At 62.9% G+C, this 18,710-nt stretch carries 18 protein-coding genes; 13 read left to right on the forward strand and 5 right to left on the reverse strand.

Going from position 1 to position 18,710, the window contains the following annotated elements; all coding sequences use genetic code 11:
- Positions 1–53: 53 nt before the first annotated feature.
- From ccoN to B3349_RS02715, 6 genes are all read left to right on the forward strand, one after another.
- The gene (ccoN, locus tag B3349_RS02690; RefSeq protein ID WP_066535472.1) at positions 54–1,493 is read left to right on the forward strand and encodes a cytochrome-c oxidase, cbb3-type subunit I; all 1,440 of its coding nucleotides are present in this window, start codon (positions 54–56) and stop codon (positions 1,491–1,493) included.
- A 15-nt stretch (positions 1,494–1,508) separates the two neighbouring features.
- A complete protein-coding gene (gene ccoO, locus B3349_RS02695; RefSeq protein ID WP_218333890.1) occupies positions 1,509–2,132 on the forward strand; it encodes a cytochrome-c oxidase, cbb3-type subunit II in 624 nt (207 codons plus the stop codon).
- 12 nt (positions 2,133–2,144) lie between these two features.
- A complete protein-coding gene (locus tag B3349_RS02700) occupies positions 2,145–2,282 on the forward strand; it encodes a cbb3-type cytochrome oxidase subunit 3 (RefSeq protein WP_066535464.1) in 138 nt (45 codons plus the stop codon).
- A 26-nt stretch (positions 2,283–2,308) separates the two neighbouring features.
- Positions 2,309–3,223, forward strand: coding sequence for a cytochrome-c oxidase, cbb3-type subunit III (ccoP, locus tag B3349_RS02705; protein WP_279999233.1), 915 nt, complete (start codon positions 2,309–2,311; stop codon positions 3,221–3,223).
- Positions 3,224–3,293: 70 nt separating this feature from the next.
- Positions 3,294–4,724: a cytochrome c oxidase accessory protein CcoG gene (ccoG, locus tag B3349_RS02710; protein ID WP_291586219.1), complete on the forward strand. Its 1,431-nt coding sequence runs from the start codon at positions 3,294–3,296 to the stop codon at positions 4,722–4,724.
- An 83-nt stretch (positions 4,725–4,807) separates the two neighbouring features.
- A complete protein-coding gene (locus tag B3349_RS02715) occupies positions 4,808–5,101 on the forward strand; it encodes a FixH family protein (protein WP_283338755.1) in 294 nt (97 codons plus the stop codon).
- Between the two features lie 191 nt (positions 5,102–5,292).
- Here B3349_RS02715 and B3349_RS02720 read toward each other — a convergent pair whose 3' ends face one another.
- The 3 genes from B3349_RS02720 to phaP form a co-directional block, all read right to left on the reverse strand.
- On the reverse strand, positions 5,293–6,051 hold the full coding sequence (locus B3349_RS02720) for a 3-hydroxyacyl-CoA dehydrogenase (RefSeq protein ID WP_066535453.1): 759 nt from the start codon (positions 6,049–6,051) through the stop codon (positions 5,293–5,295).
- 122 nt (positions 6,052–6,173) lie between these two features.
- On the reverse strand, positions 6,174–7,223 hold the full coding sequence (locus tag B3349_RS02725) for an extracellular solute-binding protein (protein WP_291586224.1): 1,050 nt from the start codon (positions 7,221–7,223) through the stop codon (positions 6,174–6,176).
- A gap of 306 nt (positions 7,224–7,529) precedes the next feature.
- On the reverse strand, positions 7,530–8,075 hold the full coding sequence (gene phaP / locus B3349_RS02730; RefSeq protein ID WP_066535441.1) for a phasin family protein: 546 nt from the start codon (positions 8,073–8,075) through the stop codon (positions 7,530–7,532).
- Positions 8,076–8,346: 271 nt separating this feature from the next.
- Here phaP and B3349_RS02735 point away from each other — a divergent pair, with 271 nt between their 5' ends.
- The 7 genes from B3349_RS02735 to B3349_RS02765 all read left to right on the forward strand — a co-directional run bounded on the left by B3349_RS02735 (position 8,347) and on the right by B3349_RS02765 (position 17,207).
- Positions 8,347–8,859 (forward strand): acyl-CoA thioesterase, encoded by a 513-nt coding sequence (locus B3349_RS02735; protein ID WP_291586227.1) that lies wholly within the window; start codon positions 8,347–8,349, stop codon positions 8,857–8,859.
- Between the two features lie 180 nt (positions 8,860–9,039).
- Positions 9,040–10,284 (forward strand): nicotinate phosphoribosyltransferase, encoded by a 1,245-nt coding sequence (pncB, locus tag B3349_RS02740; RefSeq protein ID WP_291586309.1) that lies wholly within the window; start codon positions 9,040–9,042, stop codon positions 10,282–10,284.
- An 86-nt stretch (positions 10,285–10,370) separates the two neighbouring features.
- Positions 10,371–11,798: a sodium:proton antiporter gene (locus B3349_RS02745; RefSeq protein ID WP_291586228.1), complete on the forward strand. Its 1,428-nt coding sequence runs from the start codon at positions 10,371–10,373 to the stop codon at positions 11,796–11,798.
- A gap of 99 nt (positions 11,799–11,897) precedes the next feature.
- Positions 11,898–13,262 carry an HD-GYP domain-containing protein gene (locus B3349_RS02750; protein WP_291586229.1) on the forward strand — a complete coding sequence of 455 codons (1,365 nt, stop codon included), beginning with the start codon at positions 11,898–11,900 and terminating at the stop codon, positions 13,260–13,262.
- A gap of 57 nt (positions 13,263–13,319) precedes the next feature.
- Positions 13,320–14,321, forward strand: a complete 1,002-nt coding sequence (locus B3349_RS02755) for a 2-hydroxyacid dehydrogenase (protein ID WP_291586230.1) — start codon at positions 13,320–13,322, stop codon at positions 14,319–14,321.
- A 232-nt stretch (positions 14,322–14,553) separates the two neighbouring features.
- Positions 14,554–16,005 carry a DNA recombination protein RmuC gene (locus B3349_RS02760; protein ID WP_291586310.1) on the forward strand — a complete coding sequence of 484 codons (1,452 nt, stop codon included), beginning with the start codon at positions 14,554–14,556 and terminating at the stop codon, positions 16,003–16,005.
- A complete protein-coding gene (locus tag B3349_RS02765) occupies positions 16,002–17,207 on the forward strand; it encodes an MFS transporter (RefSeq protein WP_291586232.1) in 1,206 nt (401 codons plus the stop codon). The genes B3349_RS02760 and B3349_RS02765 overlap by 4 nt, the downstream gene beginning before the upstream one ends.
- Positions 17,208–17,283: 76 nt before the next feature.
- On the opposite strand, the gene B3349_RS02770 is transcribed toward B3349_RS02765, so the two are convergent.
- Positions 17,284–18,162 (reverse strand): LOG family protein, encoded by an 879-nt coding sequence (locus B3349_RS02770; protein ID WP_066535428.1) that lies wholly within the window; start codon positions 18,160–18,162, stop codon positions 17,284–17,286.
- A gap of 154 nt (positions 18,163–18,316) precedes the next feature.
- A complete protein-coding gene (crcB, locus tag B3349_RS02775) occupies positions 18,317–18,694 on the reverse strand; it encodes a fluoride efflux transporter CrcB (RefSeq protein WP_291586234.1) in 378 nt (125 codons plus the stop codon).
- Positions 18,695–18,710 lie beyond the last annotated feature (16 nt).

The raw sequence follows: 18,710 nt of genomic DNA on the forward strand, positions 1-18,710 counted from the left end.
CACACCAAAACGCGAAACGGTGAACACTTTCAGTGCTAATTAAGAGGTACCCGATGGATTCTCTAAAAACTAATGCTGTCCATTACGACGATACAGTTGTTCGGCAGTTTTCAATCATGGCCGTGGTATGGGGGGTGGTTGGTATGGCAGTGGGCGTGCTTGTCGCGTCCCAGCTGGCCTGGCCCGAACTCAACTTCGGTATTCCCTGGCTGAGTTTCGGCCGTTTGCGACCACTGCATACCAATGCGGTGATTTTTGCGTTTGGTGGCTGTGCGCTGTTCGCGACCAGCTACTACGTGGTGCAGCGAACCTGCCACACGAAGCTGTTTCTGCCCAAACTGGCAGCCTTCACCTTCTGGGGTTGGCAGTTGGTGATCCTGCTGGCCGCCATCACGCTGCCGCTGGGCTACACCTCCGGCAAGGAATATGCCGAGCTGGAGTGGCCCATCGACATCCTGATCGCAGTGGTGTGGGTGGCCTACGCCGTGGTGTTCTTTGGCACCATCGGCATTCGCAAGGTCAAGCACATCTATGTGGCCAACTGGTTCTTCGGCGCCTTCATCATCGCCGTGGCCCTGCTGCACATCGTGAACAGCGCCGCCATCCCGGCCGGCCTGCTCAAGAGCTACTCGGCTTACGCCGGTGTGCAAGACGCCATGGTGCAATGGTGGTACGGTCACAATGCCGTGGGCTTCTTCCTGACCGCAGGTTTCCTGGGCATGATGTACTACTTCGTGCCCAAGCAGGCAGGTCGTCCCGTGTACTCGTATCGCCTGTCGATCGTGCACTTCTGGGCCCTGATCTTCACCTACATGTGGGCGGGTCCTCACCATCTGCACTACACCGCGCTGCCTGACTGGACCCAGTCCGTGGGCATGCTGTTCTCGCTGATCCTGCTGGCTCCCAGCTGGGGCGGCATGATCAACGGTGTGATGACCCTGTCGGGCGCCTGGCACAAGCTGCGTGACGACCCCATCCTGCGCTTCCTGATCGTGTCCCTGTCGTTCTACGGCATGTCCACCTTCGAAGGCCCGATGATGGCCATCAAGACTGTGAATGCCCTGTCGCATTACACCGACTGGACCGTGGGCCACGTGCACTCCGGTGCCCTGGGCTGGGTGGGTCTGATCACCATGGGCTCGCTGTACTACCTGGTGCCGCGCCTGTTCGGCCGCGAAAAGATGCACTCCGTGCCTGCCATCGAGCTGCACTTCTGGATGGCCACCATCGGCATCGTGCTGTACATCGCTGCGATGTGGATTGCCGGTGTGATGCAAGGTCTGATGTGGCGCGCTGTCAATCCCGACGGCACCCTGACCTACACCTTCGTGGAAAGCGTGAAGGCGACCTATCCCTTCTACGTGATCCGTGTGGTGGGTGGTCTGCTGTACCTGGCCGGCATGCTGGTGATGGCATGGAACGTCTGGATGACTGCGATCTCGGGCCGTGCCGTCAAGGTGCCCGTGGTGGCCGTGAACCCCGCACACGCCTGATCTTGAGGAGCCAATATGTCTGCATCTAATAACAAGGGCTTTTCCCACGAGAAGGTGGAAACCAGCAACTTCCTCATGATCGTCCTGATCCTGCTGGTGGTGGCGGTGGGTGGCCTGGTGGAAATCGTGCCGCTGTTCTTCCAGAAGTCCACGACGGAAGCCGTGCAAGGTGTCAAGCCTTACGCGCCGCTGCAACTGATGGGCCGTGACGTCTATCTGCGCGAAGGTTGCTACAACTGCCACTCGCAGATGATCCGTCCCTTCCGCGCTGAAACCATGCGCTACGGCCACTACTCGGTGGCAGGCGAGTTCGTGTACGACCACCCCTTCCAGTGGGGCTCCAAGCGTACCGGTCCCGACCTGCACCGCGTGGGCGGCAAGTACAGCGATGAATGGCATCGCATCCACTTGAACAACCCGCGTGACGTGGTGCCCGAGTCCAACATGCCTGCGTACTCGTGGCTGGCCACCAGCGCGGTGGACCATACCGTGGTGGCACAGCGCATGAGCGCACTGCGCACGGTGGGCGTGCCATACACCGACGAGGAAATCGCTGGTGCCGAGGAACAAGTCAAGGGCAAGACCGAGATGGAGGCTGTGATCGCCTATCTGCAAGGTCTGGGCACCGCACTGAAGTAAGGGGAGAGGGTCATGGATATCACCACCATGCGCATCGTGGCCACGCTGGCATCGCTGGCGTGTTTCGTGGGCATCTGGTGGTGGGCTTATGCCCGCCGCAACCAGACCCGATTCGAAGAGGCGGCCATGCTGCCATTTGATCAAGACTGATTTCTCCACCAGAACGAGAACATCCCATGAGCGATTTCGTAAACAATTTCTGGTCGGTATACGTCTCAGGCATCACCATGGTGGGCATCCTGGCCTGCCTGATCCTGCTGTTTGTCACGGCCCGTAAGAAGGTGGTGTCGGACGAAGACAACACCACCGGCCACGTCTGGGACGAAGACCTGCGTGAGCTGAACAACCCCATGCCCCGTTGGTGGATGTGGCTGTTCATCATCACCGTGGTCTTCAGCCTGATGTACCTGGCGATGTACCCCGGCCTGGGTTCGTACACCGGCAAGCTGCAATGGAGCCAGACCGGCGCCTATGACAAGGAAGTCGAGAAGGCCAAGGCCGATCTGGAGCCGCTGTATGCGCGCTTCACGGCCATGTCGACCGAGGACATTGCCAAGGACAGCCAGGCCATGGCCATTGGCGAGCGCCTGTTCATGAACAACTGCGCCCAGTGCCACGGCTCTGACGCACGCGGCGGCAAGTCCTTCCCCAACCTCACCGATGGTGACTGGCTGCACGGTGGCACCCCTGACCGCATCCACGAAACCATTGCCAAGGGCCGTATCGGCATGATGCCGCCCCAGGCCGAGGCGGTGGGTTCGCCGGAAGACGTGCGCAACCTGGCCCACTATGTGCTGAGCCTGTCGGGCAGCCCCCACGATTCCGTGAAGGCTTCGCTGGGCAAGTCCAAGTTCACCACCTGCGCAGCCTGCCACGGCATGGACGGCAAGGGCAACACCATGCTGGGTGCGCCCAACCTGACCGATGACGTCTGGCTGCATGGCTGGGGTGAACAAGCCATTGTGGACATGGTCACCAACGGCAAGATGAACCAGATGCCTGCCCAGGAAGGCAAGCTGACACCGGCCCAGGTCAATGTGTTGACCGCCTATGTGTGGAATTTCTCGCACAAACAGGGATCGGCAAACTGATCCTCGATGAACGAGGCGGCACGCGAGTGCCGCCTTTTTTCATTGGCGAATTGAGAATGAGAGTTGCCCCATGACTTCGATCAAAGAGGATAAGGCCCCCAAGAAGGTCATCCCCATCCAGGCTGCAGAGCAGCCCCGCAGCTTCTATGAGGCGCACAAACGTGTCTACCCCCGCTCCATCAGCGGCCTCTTCATGCGCTGGCGCTGGGCCCTGGTGTTCCTCACGCAGATCATCTTCTACGGCCTGCCATGGCTGGAGTGGGGGCAGCGCCAGATGGTGCTGTTCGATCTGGGCGCGCGGCGCTTCTATCTGTTCGGCCTGGTGTTGTACCCGCAGGATTTCATCTACCTGGCGGGTCTGCTGATCATCTGCGCCCTGGCGCTTTTTCTGTTCACGGCCGTTGCAGGGCGACTGTGGTGTGGCTTCAGCTGCCCGCAAACCGTGTACACCGAAATCTTCATGTGGATCGAGCAGAAGGTCGAAGGCGAGCGCAGCGCGCGCATCCGCCTGGACCAGGGGGGCTGGACGTTCGAGAAGATCTGGAAGAAATCCACCAAGCAGCTGCTGTGGATCGTCCTGTCCGTGTGGACGGGCTTCACCTTTGTGGGCTACTTCGTGCCCATCCGCGAGCTGGGCGTGGAACTGCTGGCGCTGCAAGGCGGCTGGCAGATCTTCTGGGTGCTGTTCTATGGCTTTGCCACCTATGGCAATGCCGGGTATATGCGTGAGCAGGTGTGCAAGTACATGTGCCCCTATGCGCGTTTCCAGAGCGCCATGTTCGACAAGGACACGCTGATCGTCAGCTACGACCCGGTGCGCGGCGAGAACCGCGGCCCGCGCAAGAAGAATGTGGACTACAAGGCCCAGGGCCTGGGCGACTGCATCGACTGCAAGCTCTGCGTGCAGGTGTGCCCGGTGGGGATCGACATCCGTGACGGCCTGCAGTACGAATGCATAGGCTGCGGCCTGTGCATCGATGCGTGCAACAGCATCATGGACAACATGCATTACCCGCGCGGTCTGATCCGCCTGACCACGCAAAATGGCGTCGCACAGGGCTGGAAGCATGCGCAGATCCTGCGCCGTGTGCTGCGTCCGCGCGTGCTGATCTATTCCGGCGTGCTGATAGCGCTGGCCGTGGCCATGGTGGTCAGTCTGTCGCTGCGCGAGCCTTTGAAGGTGGATGTGATCCGCGACCGCGCATCGCTGGCGCGCATTGCCGCCGGCGGCAAGCTGGAGAACGTGTTCCGCCTGCAGGTGATGAACGCGACCGAGACCGAGCAGACCTACCGGGTACGCGCCCATGGCCTGGAAGGTATCGCGGTAGCATCGGAAACCGAGGTGGTGGTGCTGCCCGCCGAAACGCGTGGCGTGGCGGTGCGGGTGCAGATTCCGTATGGCTCGGCGCCTGCGGGTTCGCATCCGGTGTATTTCGATATCGATGCCGTGAGCGGCCAGGGCAAGGTGAGCGAGAAATCGGTGTTCATCGTGCCCCGCTGAACCGTGCAGGTGCCTGCGGCCAAGGGCCCGGGCACCGCAGAGAAGTTTGACCCAGGCGTTCCATGGCGCCAGAAAGACGTTCTATGACGACAACAACGCAACAAGCAGTCAGCCCTGAAAAATCCGCCGCGCCGTGGTGGAAGTTTGGCCATGTGTGGCTGGTGCTGGCTGGGCCGATCATCGTGGTGATTGCCGGCCTGACCACGTTCTGGATTGCGGTGCACAGTCCTGATCCGGTGATCGAGGAGGACTACTACCGCAAGGGCATCGAGATCAACCAGACGCTGCAGAACCCGGAAAAGAGTTTTGCCCCGGCGCTCCAGAGCCGCAACCACGCCGCCACGCCGGAAGAGGCGCAGCCCAGCATGAAGCCGTGAGGCGCTTGGTAAGCACGCTGCAAAAAAGCCAACCGACCGGTTGGCTTTTTTGTGCCTGCTGTGCAGAAGGGGTGCCCCGTCACGGCCTGAGCACCTGCCGCATGGGTTTGAACGGTTCCGGTCACCAAAAGCCAGATCGGCCGGAGGACAGGGGAGACGCAGCGGCTGCCGTGCCGATCTGCGGCAGTCAATCAGCGCGGAGCGAGGCGGATTGCGCCATCCAGGCGGATCACCTCGCCGTTGAGCATGTCGTTTTCCAGGATGTGGCAGGCCAGCTTGGCGTAGTCCTGGGGCGTGCCCAGGCGGCTGGGGAAGGGCACGCCGGCAGCCAGCGCATCCTGCACTTCCTGGGGCATGCCGAACAGCATGGGTGTGCCAAAGATGCCGGGGGCAATCGTCATGTTGCGGATGCCGTTGCGTGCGAGATCACGGGCAATGGGCAGTGTCATGCCGACCACGCCGCCCTTGGACGCGGCATAGGCTGCCTGGCCGATCTGGCCGTCGTAGGCCGCCACGCTGGCGGTGGAGATCAGCACGCCGCGCTCGCCGGTGCTTTCCGGCTCGTTCTTGCTCATGGCATCGGCGGCCAGGCGGATCATGTTGAAGCTGCCGATCAGGTTCACCGTGATCACCTTCTGGTACAGCGCCAGGCTGTGGGGCCCGTTCTTGCCCACGGTCTTTTCGGCCGGGGCAATGCCCGCGCAGTTGACCAGGCCCATCAGCTTGCCCAGCGACACGGCCTTGGCCACCACGGCCTGGCCGTCGGCTTCGTTGCTGACATCGCAGCGCACAAAGGCGCCGCCAATGTCTGCTGCCACGGCTTCGCCTTTTTCCTGCTGCATGTCGGCGATGACAACGGTGCCGCCCTTGGCGGCCAGCATGCGGGCCGTGCCTTCACCCAGGCCTGAAGCGCCGCCGGTGACGATGAAAACCTTGCCTTGAATGTCCATGGTGTCTCCTGTTGGTATGTGACGTATACGTCAATTATGCGGGGTGATGGGGTGCGGCCCTGTCCCGTGGATGCAACAAAAAACCCGGCCAGGGCCGGGTGGATTGCACAGGGAGGGGCGGTTTACTGGAAGCCGACGCGGTCCAGCATCTGTTGCACTTTGACCATGTTGGCGCCCACGGCCGAGATCGGGATGGTTTCGCTCTTGAAGGGCTTGCCCTGGGTCATGGCCTTGAGTGCGGGGTTGTCCACGGCCACGCCCTTGGCGGTGGGCCATTCGTTGTTGCCGTTGGCAAAGTAGTTCTGGGCGGCCGGGCTGGCCAGGTATTCCAGGAATTTGACGGCGTTGTCCTTGTGCTTGGCGTGCTTGGCCACCGCACCGCCGGCAATGTTCATGTGGGTACCGTAGCTGTCCTGGTTGGGGAACACCACACCGACCTTTTCGGTGACCTGCACATCGGCCGGGTTGGCCGAGCGCATCAGGCGTGCCAGGTAGTAGCTGTTGGTCACGGCGATATCGCATTCACCAGCGGCCACGGCCTTGATCTGGTCGGTGTCACCACCCTTGGGGGCGCGGGCCAGGTTGTCCTTGATGCCCTTGAGCCAGGCTTCGGCCTTGGCCTCGCCCATGTGCTCGGTCACGGCGCCGAACATGCTCAGGTTGTAGGGGTGGGAGCCGGAGCGGATGCAGATCTTGCCCTTGTTCTTGGGGTCGGACAGCGCTTCGTAGGTGGCCACGTCGGCGGGCTGCACCTTGGCCTTGTTGTAGACCACCACCCGGGCGCGGGTGGAGAAGCCGAACCAGCTGATGCCGCCATCGGCTTCAGGCTTGCTGCGCAGGTTGGCGGGGATGGCGTTGTTCAGCGCTGCCGAGTGGATGGGCTGGAACAGGCCGTCCTTCTCGCCACGGTACAGGCGCGCGGCGTCGACCATCAGGATCACGTCGGCGGGTGAGGCGGCGCCTTCAGCCTTCAGGCGGGCAATGATGCCTGCATCGTCGGAATCCACGCGGTTGACCTTGATGCCCGTGGCCTTGGTGAAGCCGGTGTACAGCTCTTCGTCGGTGTTGTAGTGGCGGGCCGAATACAGGTTCACCACCTGCTCCTGGGCCAGCGCATGGCCGGCAACGACCAGGGCACAAGCGGAAACAAGGGCTTTCAAAGCGTGCTGCATGGATGGACTTTCAGTGCAAAACAAAAGAAGGAAATGAGGGCGCATGATAGTCTGAACGCGAATCTTTCTTAACCACAAGCCCGCAGTTGTTGTGGGCGATCAAGCAGTGCGACCGGCAAGCCCTGGCCGAGGCAAAAAAAAACCCGGTCAAAGACCGGGTTTGAAAGGATCCAAGAAACGGGGGTTTCGAGAGGATCCAAGGAGACAACTGGTGCCATGAAGCACGGTGGTGCTCCAGGCGATGGCGCGATTATAGGGTAATCCCTAGATGATTGTCAAAGGCCATCGCGTCGGCATGTCCAGGGCTTAGCGCTTGCGGCTGGCGGCCGTAGCGGCTTGGGTGGCGGTGGAGGCCACTGCATTGATGTTGGCTTCGGTCATGTCGGAAGCTTGCTTCACGGCCTTTTGCATGCTTTCGAAGGCATTGGTGGCGGCCGACACGGCGCTCTTCATCACGGCCACGGCGGTTTCGGAACCGGCGGGAGCGTTCTTGGCGGTGCTGTCCACCAGGCTGGAGAAGCTTTTTTGCAGCTCGGCAGCCTTTTCTTCAAAGGTCTTGGAGAATTCGCCGCTGGTGGCCGAAGCGATGTTGTACAGGTGGCGGTTGTAGGCGGCGGTCTTTTCGGCCAGGGGCTGGAACAGGTTGGCTTGCAACTGCAGCAGCTCTTGCGCGTCCTTCACGCTCAGCAGGGATTGGGTGTGGCTGGCGGCCTCGTTCAGGGCGGCGCGGGTGGCCGTCACATTCAGCTCCACCAGCTTTTCCACGCCTTCGAAGGCCTTGGAGGTCAGGCCAAACAGGGTTTCCAGGTTGGCTTTTTGTGCGCTCAGGATTTGGTCAGCGGTCAGGGACATTGTGGTTCTCCAGGTTGGGTGGCCATACGCTGGCCAGTTGCGTCACAACTGCGGGCTTCAAGAATTTATGTTGCGCTGCAGCATGACTGAATTTTATGCAGTGTCGGATTTCGCGCAAGTGTTTTTGCTGCGCTGCATCAAATATTTACCCAAATGCGGTTTTCCATACACAGAAAGCCGGATGGGCGGCCGGTGCCAGGGGTGTTGCGCGGCCACAAAACCACGTTTTGCCCGATAGGCGGCTTGCGGGTGGAGCCACACAATGTCCGCCATGAACGACAAGCCAGCTTCCTTTTCTGAACCTTCTGCCGCTTCTTCTGCTGCCGCTGCGGGGCGGCCCAGTGCCCAGCTGCGCTCCAGCTACCCGGTGTTCCTGCCCATCACCACGCGCTGGTCGGACAACGATGTCTACGGCCATGTGAACAACGTCGTCTATTACAGCTGGTTCGACACGGCCGTGAACGCTCACCTGATTGAGCAAGGGGTGCTGGACTTCCAGGGAGGAGACACCATCGGTCTGGTGGTGGAGACGCAGTGCAACTACTTTGCCTCCCTGGCCTATCCGCAGAAAGTGGAGGCCGGCATCCGCGTGGCCCGGTTGGGCGGCAGCAGCGTGCGCTACGAGGTGGGCATTTTTGCCGAGGGCAGCGAGGAATCGGCGGCGGCCGGCCATTTTGTGCATGTGTATGTTGATGCCACCACGCGCCGTCCCAAGCCGTTGCCGGAGGCGCTGCGGCGGGTTCTGCAGGCCTTGCAGCCCGCAGCCGCCGCGGCCGCCGTCTGAAGCGCCAGGGCATGCCTAGTGCATGTACCGGGGCCTGCCGGGGCTGTGCCGGCGCGCAGCTGCAATGAATTTGATAGCTGCCCAGGATCACCACAGTTGCATGGGCGGTGATTTGGATGGCTATGCGTGCGCAGCGCGGTTTTGCCCGGGTCGGTGCCCGCTTGGCCTACACTGTGCCCTCTGTTTCGATCGCGCCGCCATGCGAGCGCACTTTCCATGATCATCCACAGCCTGCTCGACACCGACCTGTACAAGTTCACCATGATGCAGGTGGTGTTGCACCAGTTCCCCGGTGCTGCCGTGGAGTACAAGTTCAAGTGCCGCAATCCGGGCGTGCAGCTGGCCCCCCTGGTGCAAGAGATTCGGGACGAGATCCGCCAGTTGTGCAGCCTCAGCTTCACCACCGATGAGCTGGATTACCTGCGTTCGCTGCGCTTCATCAAGAGTGATTTTGTGGATTTTCTGGGGCTGTTCCGCCTCAATGAAAAGTACATCCAGGTCACGCCGCTGCCCACGGGCGAGATCGACATCACCATCCAGGGGCCCTGGCTGCACACCATCCTTTTTGAAATCCCGGTGCTGGCCATCGTCAACGAGGTGTATTTCCGCAATACCCAGCCCCGGCCGGATTGGGACGAAGGCCGCGCGCGGCTGCAGGCCAAGATTGCCCAGATGCGCGGCGAAGGGCTGGAACACCTGAAGATTGCGGATTACGGCACGCGCCGGCGCTTTGCGCGCAGCTGGCACGAAGAGGTGCTGCGCACCCTGTGCCGGGATCTGGGTGCGGGCGAGCAGCGGCCAGCCCCAGGCCATGGTCCCGGGCAGTTTGCCGGCACCAGCAATGTGCTGTTTGCCAAGGAACTGGGCATCTTGCCGCTGGGCACCATGGCGCATGAGTACCTGCAGGCCTGCCAGGCGCTGGGCCCGCGCCTGCGCGACAGCCAGATCTACGGCTTTGAATCCTGGGCGCGGGAGTACCGTGGGGATCTGGGCATTGCGCTGTCCGATGTGTACGGCATGAACGCCTTTCTGCGCGATTTCGATCTGTATTTCTGCAAGCTGTTCGATGGCGCACGCCACGACAGCGGCGACCCGTTCGCCTGGGGGGAGCGCCTGCTGGCGCATTACCGCGACAACCGGGTCGATCCGCTGACCAAGACACTGATCTTCAGTGACGCGCTGACCATCCCGCGCACCATCGAGCTGTACCGGCGTTTCCATGGCCGCTGTCTGCTCGCCTTTGGCATCGGCACCAATCTGACCAACGACCTGGGCTATGAGCCGCTGCAGATCGTCATCAAGATGACGCGCTGCAACGGACAGCCCGTGGCCAAGCTGTCGGACACACCGGGAAAAAGCATGTGCGACGACCAGAAGTACCTGGCGTATCTGCGTCAGGTATTTGACATCGCTCCCACGGCATGATCGGGTGCGCAGATGCGGCCAGGCGATGCGCCAGGGGGCGGTATCTGCGTCAACAATTACAAAGAGACAAAATAAGGAATATCCCAATGAAGCATCTGCGCAGCGCGGGCCTTGGCCTGCTGGGACTGGTGGGCCTGTTGCCCGGCGCTGCCATGGCGGCGGAAATCGATGGCGCTGCGCTGTCCGTGCTGTGGGGTGTGCCTTTTGCAGGCGTCCTGCTGTCGATTGCGCTGATGCCGCTGCTGGCGCCCACGGTGTGGCACCACCATTTCGGCAAGATCACCGCCGCCTGGGCTCTGGCTTTTCTGCTTCCGTTTGCATTGGCATTCGGTGCCGGCACCGCCGGTGTGCACCTGGTGCATGCGCTGGTGGCGGAGTATGTGCCGTTCGTGATCCTGCTGACAGCGCTGTACACGGTGGCGGGTGGCATCTACATCCGTGGCAATCTGCGTGGCACGCCGTTGCTGAACACCGGTATCCTGGCCATTGGCGCGGTGCTGGCCAGCTTCATGGGAACGACGGGCGCGTCCATGCTGCTGATCCGCCCGCTGATCCGTGCCAACGACAACCGCAAGCATGTGGCCCATGTGGTGGTGTTCTTCATCTTCATTGTCTCCAATGCGGGAGGCTCGCTCACCCCGCTGGGCGATCCACCGCTGTTCCTGGGTTTTCTGAAGGGGGTGGAGTTCACCTGGACCTTGCGCCAGATCTTCTCCGAAACGCTGTTTCTGGTCGGTGTGTTGCTGGTGATCTTCTATCTGCTGGACAGCTGGTATGCCAGCCGCAATGGCGAGCGCAAGGCCGTCGATCCCACGCCGGACAACGCCACGCCCACCCAGCTGGGTTTTGACGGCAAGTTCAATTTCGTGCTGCTGGGCGTGGTGGTGTGCCTGGTGCTGATGAGCGGATTGTGGAAGTCGGCCGTGGTGTTTGACGTGATGGGCACCGAGGTGGGCTTGCCCGGCCTGGTGCGCGACGTGGGGCTGATCGGCGTGGCACTCCTGTCGCTGTGCATGACACCTGCCATGGTGCACGAGCGCAACCAGTTCGGCTGGGGACCGATGCAGGAAGTGGCCAAGCTGTTTGCCGGAATCTTTCTGACCATCATCCCGGTGATTGCCATGCTCAAGGCCGGGGTGGACGGTCCGTTCGGCGCCATTGTGCGCGCCGTCACCAACCCGGACGGCACACCCAACCCGGCCATGTACTTCTGGGCGACGGGTGCGCTGTCGTCCTTTCTGGACAATGCGCCCACTTACTTGGTGTTCTTCAATACTGCGGGCGGTGACGCACAGGTGCTGATGACCAGCATGGCGGCAACGCTGTCGGCCATCTCGGCCGGTGCCGTGTTCATGGGGGCCAACACCTACATCGGCAATGCGCCCAACATGATGGTCAAGGCCATCGCCGAAGACCGGGGCGTGCGCATGCCCAGCTTCTTTGGCTACATGGCCTGGTCCTTTGGCATTCTGGTGCCGCTGTTTGTGGTGATGACCTTCATCTGGTACCGCTGATGCGATGGTGCACAGGGCGGCAGACGGTTCGCGTACCTGATCCGTCCAGGGCCTCTTTTCCACTACCATCGTTTCTTTGATCCAGCCGGAGAGCTTTGCATGAGCAGCGCACGTGACGACGCCACCTTGGCCACCGCCATCGCGGCGCTGCACAACAACGTCCACTATCTGGGCGCCATTGCCCAGATGGCAGGCCGGCGGCAGGTGGTGGTGACGCAGACCGTGGTGTCGGACAGCGGAGCGCCCTTGCTGGAAAAGGGCACGGTGCTGGAAGGTGATCTGCTGGCGCTGCTGGCCGGACACCGCTTGCCGGCACCGTTGGACGCGCAGCTGGAAGTGAGCGAGCCGGTCGACATCGGCCTGCTGCATGTGGAAATGACGCGCCTGCTGTCCGAGCACCCGCTGGGCCGGCTGCTGGCGGCCGACCTGGGGGCCGAAGGGGCCATACTGGGCCGGGCACTGCGGCTGATGCCCTGGCCGCATGCCGCGCGTTTCAAGATGACGGTGGTGCAGGACCAGTTGCCCCTGCTGTTCGAGCACAGCGTGCTGATGGCCATGGTGTCCGTGTTCCTGGCCATCCGTGCGGGCTGGGACGAGGCGCAGTGCGCCAGGTTGGCGGCGGCGGCCCTGCTGCACGATGTGGGCATGCTCTATATGTCCAATGCCTGGGCCGACGCCGAATACCGGCTTTCCGAGCGGGAGCGCGTCCAGCTGGCCGCGCACTCCATCACCGGCTCCATGGTCGTGCAGAGCATGGGCGCCTACCCCTTCAGCGTGGAAGATGCCGTGCTGGAACACCATGAATGCATGGATGGCAGCGGCTACCCGCGCCACCTGATGGGCGAGGCGATCTCGCCCATGGGTCGCATTCTGGTGGTGGCCGAAGTGGTGTCGGCTTTCTTCGGCAAATACAAGGCCATAGCCGGCGAGCGCCTGTCACTGGCACTGCGCCTGAATTCCCGGCGCTATCCGGCGGAGCAGGTGGCCCCAGTGCTGGCGCTGCTGCAGCGCGATGCCGCTGCCGCCGCACCGCCGGCCGTGGATGTGGTGCTGCGGGATTGCCAAGCCGTGGCTACGGTGCTGCAGTACTGGGCCTCCTGCAAGCGGGTGCTGCCCGAGCAGTGGCAGGCGCAGTCCGGCAGCCGGGCGCTGATGTGGGTGGATGCCCGCATGCGCGCCATCGAACTGTCTTTGACCGAATCCGGTGCCCACCCACGCTCGCAGGACGACTGGCGTGCCATCTTTGCGCAGATGCCCGAGAGCGTGGCCGAGCTGGGCCTGATCCACCGCGAAGTGCTGTGGCAGATGGACAGCTGCATGGACACCTGCCAGCGCCGTTGGCCCCCCACGCAGCCCGTGCAGTCGACCGCGGAGCGCGCCTTGTGGACCTGGATCCACAGCAGCCGCAAAGTCTTGAACCAGGGCACAGCGGCCAACGAACCCGATGCGCCGCTGCCACAGTGACTGTGTGCTGCGGATGTGATTTTTCAACAGAGAACCGACCTGGAGACTCCCCTCGCCATGCCCCGACAAAGCATTCTGATCGCCCGTGCCATTTCGCCCGAAGTGGTGGACTTCTTGCGCCAGCACTTTGACGTGCACACCAACCAGGACGATGTGGTCTGGAGCCCCGAAGAGCTGGCCCAGCGGCTGCAGAGCAAGGATGGCGTGCTGACCACGGGCTCGCAGACCATCAATGCCGCCCTGCTGGCGGCCTGCCCGCAGCTCAAGGTGGTGTCCAACATGGCCGTGGGCTACAACAACTTTGACGTGCCGGCCATGACGGCGGCCGGCGTGCAGGGCACCAATGCCCCCGATGTGCTGACCGAGACCACGGCCGACTTTGGCTTTGCATTGCTGATGGCCACGGCCCGCCGCGTGACCGAGAGCGAGCATTACCTGCGTGCCGGTCTGTGGAAGGAGTGGCGCTACGACCTGTTTGCCGGCAGCGAGGTGCATGGCAGCACGCTGGGCATCATCGGCATGGGCCGTATCGGCCAGGGCATTGCCAAGCGCGGGGCGCATGGTTTTGGCATGAAGGTGGTCTACCACAACCGTTCGCGCCTGACGCAGGCGCTGGAAGCCGAATGCAAGGCCAGCTACGTCAGCAAGGAAGAGCTGCTGAAGACCGCCGACCATGTGGTGCTGGTGCTGCCTTTCACCCCCGAGAACCGCCACACCATTGGTGCGGCCGAGCTGGCGCAGATGAAGCCCACGGCCACGCTGATCAATATTGCGCGTGGCGGTATCGTGGACGATGCTGCTCTGGCCCAGGCGCTGCGCGCCAAGACCATTGCGGCCGCGGGCCTGGATGTGTTTGAAGGCGAGCCTGCCGTGCACCCCGATCTGCTGACGGTGCCGAATGTGGTGCTGACGCCGCACATCGCCAGTGCCACCATGACCACCCGCCGTGCCATGGCACAGCTGGCGGCGGACAATCTGGTGGCCGTGCTGGGTGGTCAGGCGCCGCGTACGCCGGTGAACCAGCCGGACGCAGCGGCACGTGCGCTGCGTTGGGCATGACATTCCAGATTCTCTGAGCGGTTGCCCGGCTGAACGCTTTTCTCGCTCCGGCTGTGCCGGAGCAGGGAGGCATCTACACGGCAGAGTGCCGCAGCAGGCATCTTGAAAAAGTGAGCTTCGAGCCCTGCTTTGGAGCTGCTTTTGGCGCTGTGCCATGCCGAAATTGACGACAATCTTCTGCAGAAAGTTGGCAATTCTTTAGCGCAAGGAGCAGGCAGTGGTGCACGCATGGATGGTTTGGCTGGTGCTGGGGCTGATCCTGGCCGTGCTGTTGTTGCAGCTGTGGCTGGCATTGCGCCCGCGTGCTGGCGGCGATGCGGCACTGGCCGCACAGCTGCTGGCGTTGCAGCAGGCAGGGCAGCAGACGCAGCTGGCACTCGCCAGGAATGACGGCGCCATGGAACACATGGCCCAGCAGTTGCTGGGTTTGAGCCACCAGTTGAACCAGCACCAGCAAGCGGCCAGTGACAGCCTGCGCAAGCTGGTGGACGGTCGCATGGCGCAAAGCCTGGCTGAGGCGCGTGCCAGCCGCCAGGAACTGCAGCAGCATTTCCAGCAACTGCAGGAAGCCATGGCCCAGCAGCTGCACCGGCTGCAGCAAGGCACTCTGCACAATGCCGAGCAACTGCGGACCACGCTCAATGAGCGGCTGTCCGCCATCCAGACCGACAATGCCGACAAGCTGGAGGCCATGCGCCGCACGGTGGACGAAAAGCTGCACGAAACACTGGAGCAGCGCCTGGGCGAATCGTTCAAGCTGGTCAGCGACCGGCTGGAGCAGGTGCACAAGGGCCTGGGCGAGATGCAGTCGCTGGCCGGCAGCGTGGGCGACCTGAAGCGCGTGATGACCAATGTGAAAACGCGGGGCACCTGGGGCGAGGTGCAGCTGGGCGCCATCATCGACAACGTGCTCACTCCGGCGCAGTACGCCAGGAACGTCAAGACCGTGCCGGGCAGTGATGAACTGGTGGAATTTGCCATCCGCCTGCCGGGGCAAGGCGGGATGGACGATGTGCCGGTGTGGCTGCCCATTGACGCCAAATACCCGGTGGAGCATTACCAGCGTCTGCAGGATGCGCTGGATGCGGCCGAGCGCGGGGCGATCATGGCCGCGGGCAATGCGTTTGAAACCTCCATCCGCGTCGAGGCCAGGAAGATTGCTGCCAAATACCTGGCACCACCCCACACCACGGACTTTGCCGTGATGTACCTGCCCACCGAAAGCCTGTTTGCCGAAGTGCTGCGGCGGCCGGGCCTGGTCGAGAGCCTGCAAAATGACAGCCGTGTGGTGGTGACCGGGCCAGCCAATCTGGCGGCCATGCTCAACAGCCTGCAGATGGGGTTCAAGACGCTGGCCATCGAGCAGCGCTCTTCCGAAGTCTGGGCCGTACTGGGCCAGGTCAAGACTGAATTCGCCAAGTTCGGCGAGGTGGTGGAGGCCACGCGCAAATCCATTGACGCTGCAGCGCGCCGCTTCGAACAAGTGGACGTGCGCACCCGGGCCATCCAGCGCCGTCTGCGTGGCGTGCAGGAGCTGCCCAGTCCCGCATCCTCCGATTCCATCGATGCCGCCGACTTGTTGGGGTCCGCAGCTTCCATGGCCTCCGCACCAGGACTTGCTTCCACCAGCGCTGCCGCTGCGCCTGGGAAGGCTGCGCAGGGCACCGAGGACGACGCTGCGTGAGCGCGGCGTTGCTGCGCCTGATCCTGGCGCAAATCTCCATCCATGCCTGCATGACGGGCATGCGCATGGCCACCCCTTTGCTCGCCTTGCGTGAAGGTTTTTCGGCGGCATCGGTCGGTTTTCTGCTGGCGCTGTTTGCGCTGACCCAGGTGTTTCTGTCGCTGCCAGCTGGCCGTTACGCGGACCGCCATGGCCTGCGCCGCCCGTTGGCGCTGAGCGTGGCCATTGCCGTGCTGGGGGCCGGCGCCGCTGCGGCGTTTCCGGTCTATCCGGTGCTGTGTCTGGCGGCACTGCTCACCGGAGGCGCTTCCGGCACCGCCATCATCGCCCTGCAGCGCCATGTGGGGCGCAGTGCGCACGACAAGGCTCAATTGCGCAAGGTGTTCAGCTGGCTGGCCATTGGCCCGGCCATCTCCAATTTTCTCGGTCCGTTCTGTGCCGGTCTGCTGATTGACTACGCCGGGGGGGAGGCGGCCAGCACCACCGGGTTTCGTGCCGCATTCGTGCTGCTGGCACTGCTGCCGCTGAGTGCCTGGTTTCTGTCGCGCAGCGTGCAGGAGCTGCCGCCGGTGGAAGCTCCTGCCGCTGCAGCCAAGCCGGCGACGGCCTGGGACCTGTTCCAGAACCAGGGCTTTCGCCGCCTGCTGCTGATGAACTGGGCGCTGTCATCCTGCTGGGATGTGCACACCTTTGTGGTGCCCATCCTGGGGCACGAGCGCGGGCTGTCGGCCTCGGTGATCGGGACCATTCTGGGATCGTTCGCCATGGCTGCGGCGGCCATCCGCCTGCTGGTGCCGCTGCTGCCCGAACGCATCGGCGAATGGCAGGTGGTGTTCACGGCCATGGTGCTGGCATCGGTGCTGTTTCTGCTGTACCCGCTGATGCCGGGTGCCTGGAGCATGGGGGCATGCTCCATTCTGCTGGGGTTGGTGCTGGGATCGGTGCAGCCCATGGTGATGAGCATGATTCACCAGATCACCCCGCCGCACCGCCATGGCGAAGCGCTGGGCCTGCGCATGATGGCCATCAACGGCTCCAGCGTGCTCATGCCCCTGATCTTCGGTTCGTTGGGCGCGGTGGTCGGGGTGTCGGCCCTGTTCTGGGCCGTGGGAGCGCTGGTGGGCAGCTGCGCACGCCTGCCATGGTTGATCGGGCGCGATGATCTGCCCGGCCACCCCACGTCCGTGCCGCCACTACGCTGAGTGATTTGCTCCGTTGAGGGCATGAAAAAAGCCCGTAGCCATTGCGGCGCACGGGCTTTTGTCGGGGATGGGGAGCTCAGTCCTGCAGGTTGTAGAACTTCTTGATGATGCTCCAGGCGCTGGCAGGATCGTCCACGTAGTGGAACAGCTCCAGATCCTTGGCGGAGATCATGCCTTCTTCCACCAGCATGTCGAAGTTGTAGAGCTTCTTCCAGAAGGCCGAATCGAACAGGATGATGGGCACGGGCTTGACCTTGGTGGTCTGCACCAGCGTCAGCACTTCGAACAGTTCGTCCATGGTGCCAAAGCCGCCCGGGAAGGCCAGCAGTGCCTTGGCGCGCATCATGAAGTGCATCTTGCGCAGCGCGAAGTAATGGAACTTGAAGCTCAGGCCCGGTGTGATGTAGCGGTTGCCCGACTGTTCGTGCGGCAGCAGGATGTTCAGGCCCACATTGGGTGCACCCGCTTCGTAGGCGCCGCGGTTGGCGGCCTCCATGATGCCTGGGCCACCCCCGGTGCAGATGTAGATGCGCTGGTCCTTGGGCTGGCGCAGGCTGTGCTCCGCCACCAGGCGCGCAAATTCACGGGCCTGGTCATAGCGGCGGGCATTGCGCACGCCTTGTTCGGCCGCCTTGATGCGCTGGGCATCGCCGCTGGATTTGGCCTCCAGCAGGCGCTGGGCCGCCACATCCGGGGCCACGAAGCGGGCGCTGCCATACACCACAACGGTATGGTCAATCCCGAACTCGGCCTGGCCGATATCGGGCTTGAGCATTTCCAGCTGAAAGCGGATGCCCCGGGTTTCACGGCGGGCCATGAATTCCGGATCGGCAAATGCCAGGCGATAGGAGTCAGGCTGGGTCAGGTCAATTTGTTCTGCGGCCTGGGTGGATGCTTCCAGATCCACCAGCGATTCGGCGAGCGAGCGGTCGTGCAGGGAAAGCGTTGCGTCCATAGGGCTCCAGAAAACTCCGTGTATCGAGGAATCCATCTTCGCAGAAGCCAAGGCCCTGCGCAGGCTTCTGCGCGGATTTCTTTGACTGGACGGCATGGACATCTGCCATCCAGAAGCGCACAAAGCACAATGGCGTGCGAGGCAGTGCCGCAGTTCAGGCAGCGCGCAGGTTGGAGAGGGTGGCGATGCCGGCCATGGTCAGCAGCAGCGACGCCAGCAGGTGCGTGACCGCCCAGGCCGTGGCCATGCCCCAGCGGCCTTGCTGCAGCAGCTCCACCACCTCGGCGGAGAAGCTGGAAAACGTGGTGAGGGCCCCGAGAAACCCCGTGACCAGTGCCAGGCGCCAGATGGGATCCAGACCGGGGTGGCTCTGGAAAAAAGCAATGCACAGACCAATCAGATAGCCGCCCATGGCGTTGGCCGCCAAAGTGCCCCAGGGCAGAGAGCCAGGGTTGCTGAGCCACAGGCCCAGCTTCCAGCGGGTCAGGGCACCCAGGCAGGCGCCCACACAGATTGCCAAAGCGTGTTGCATGGCCGCAGTGTATGCG

Origin of the sequence: Comamonas sp. UBA7528 (genome assembly GCF_002479375.1) — a bacterium.
GTDB lineage: Bacteria > Pseudomonadota > Gammaproteobacteria > Burkholderiales > Burkholderiaceae_C > Comamonas.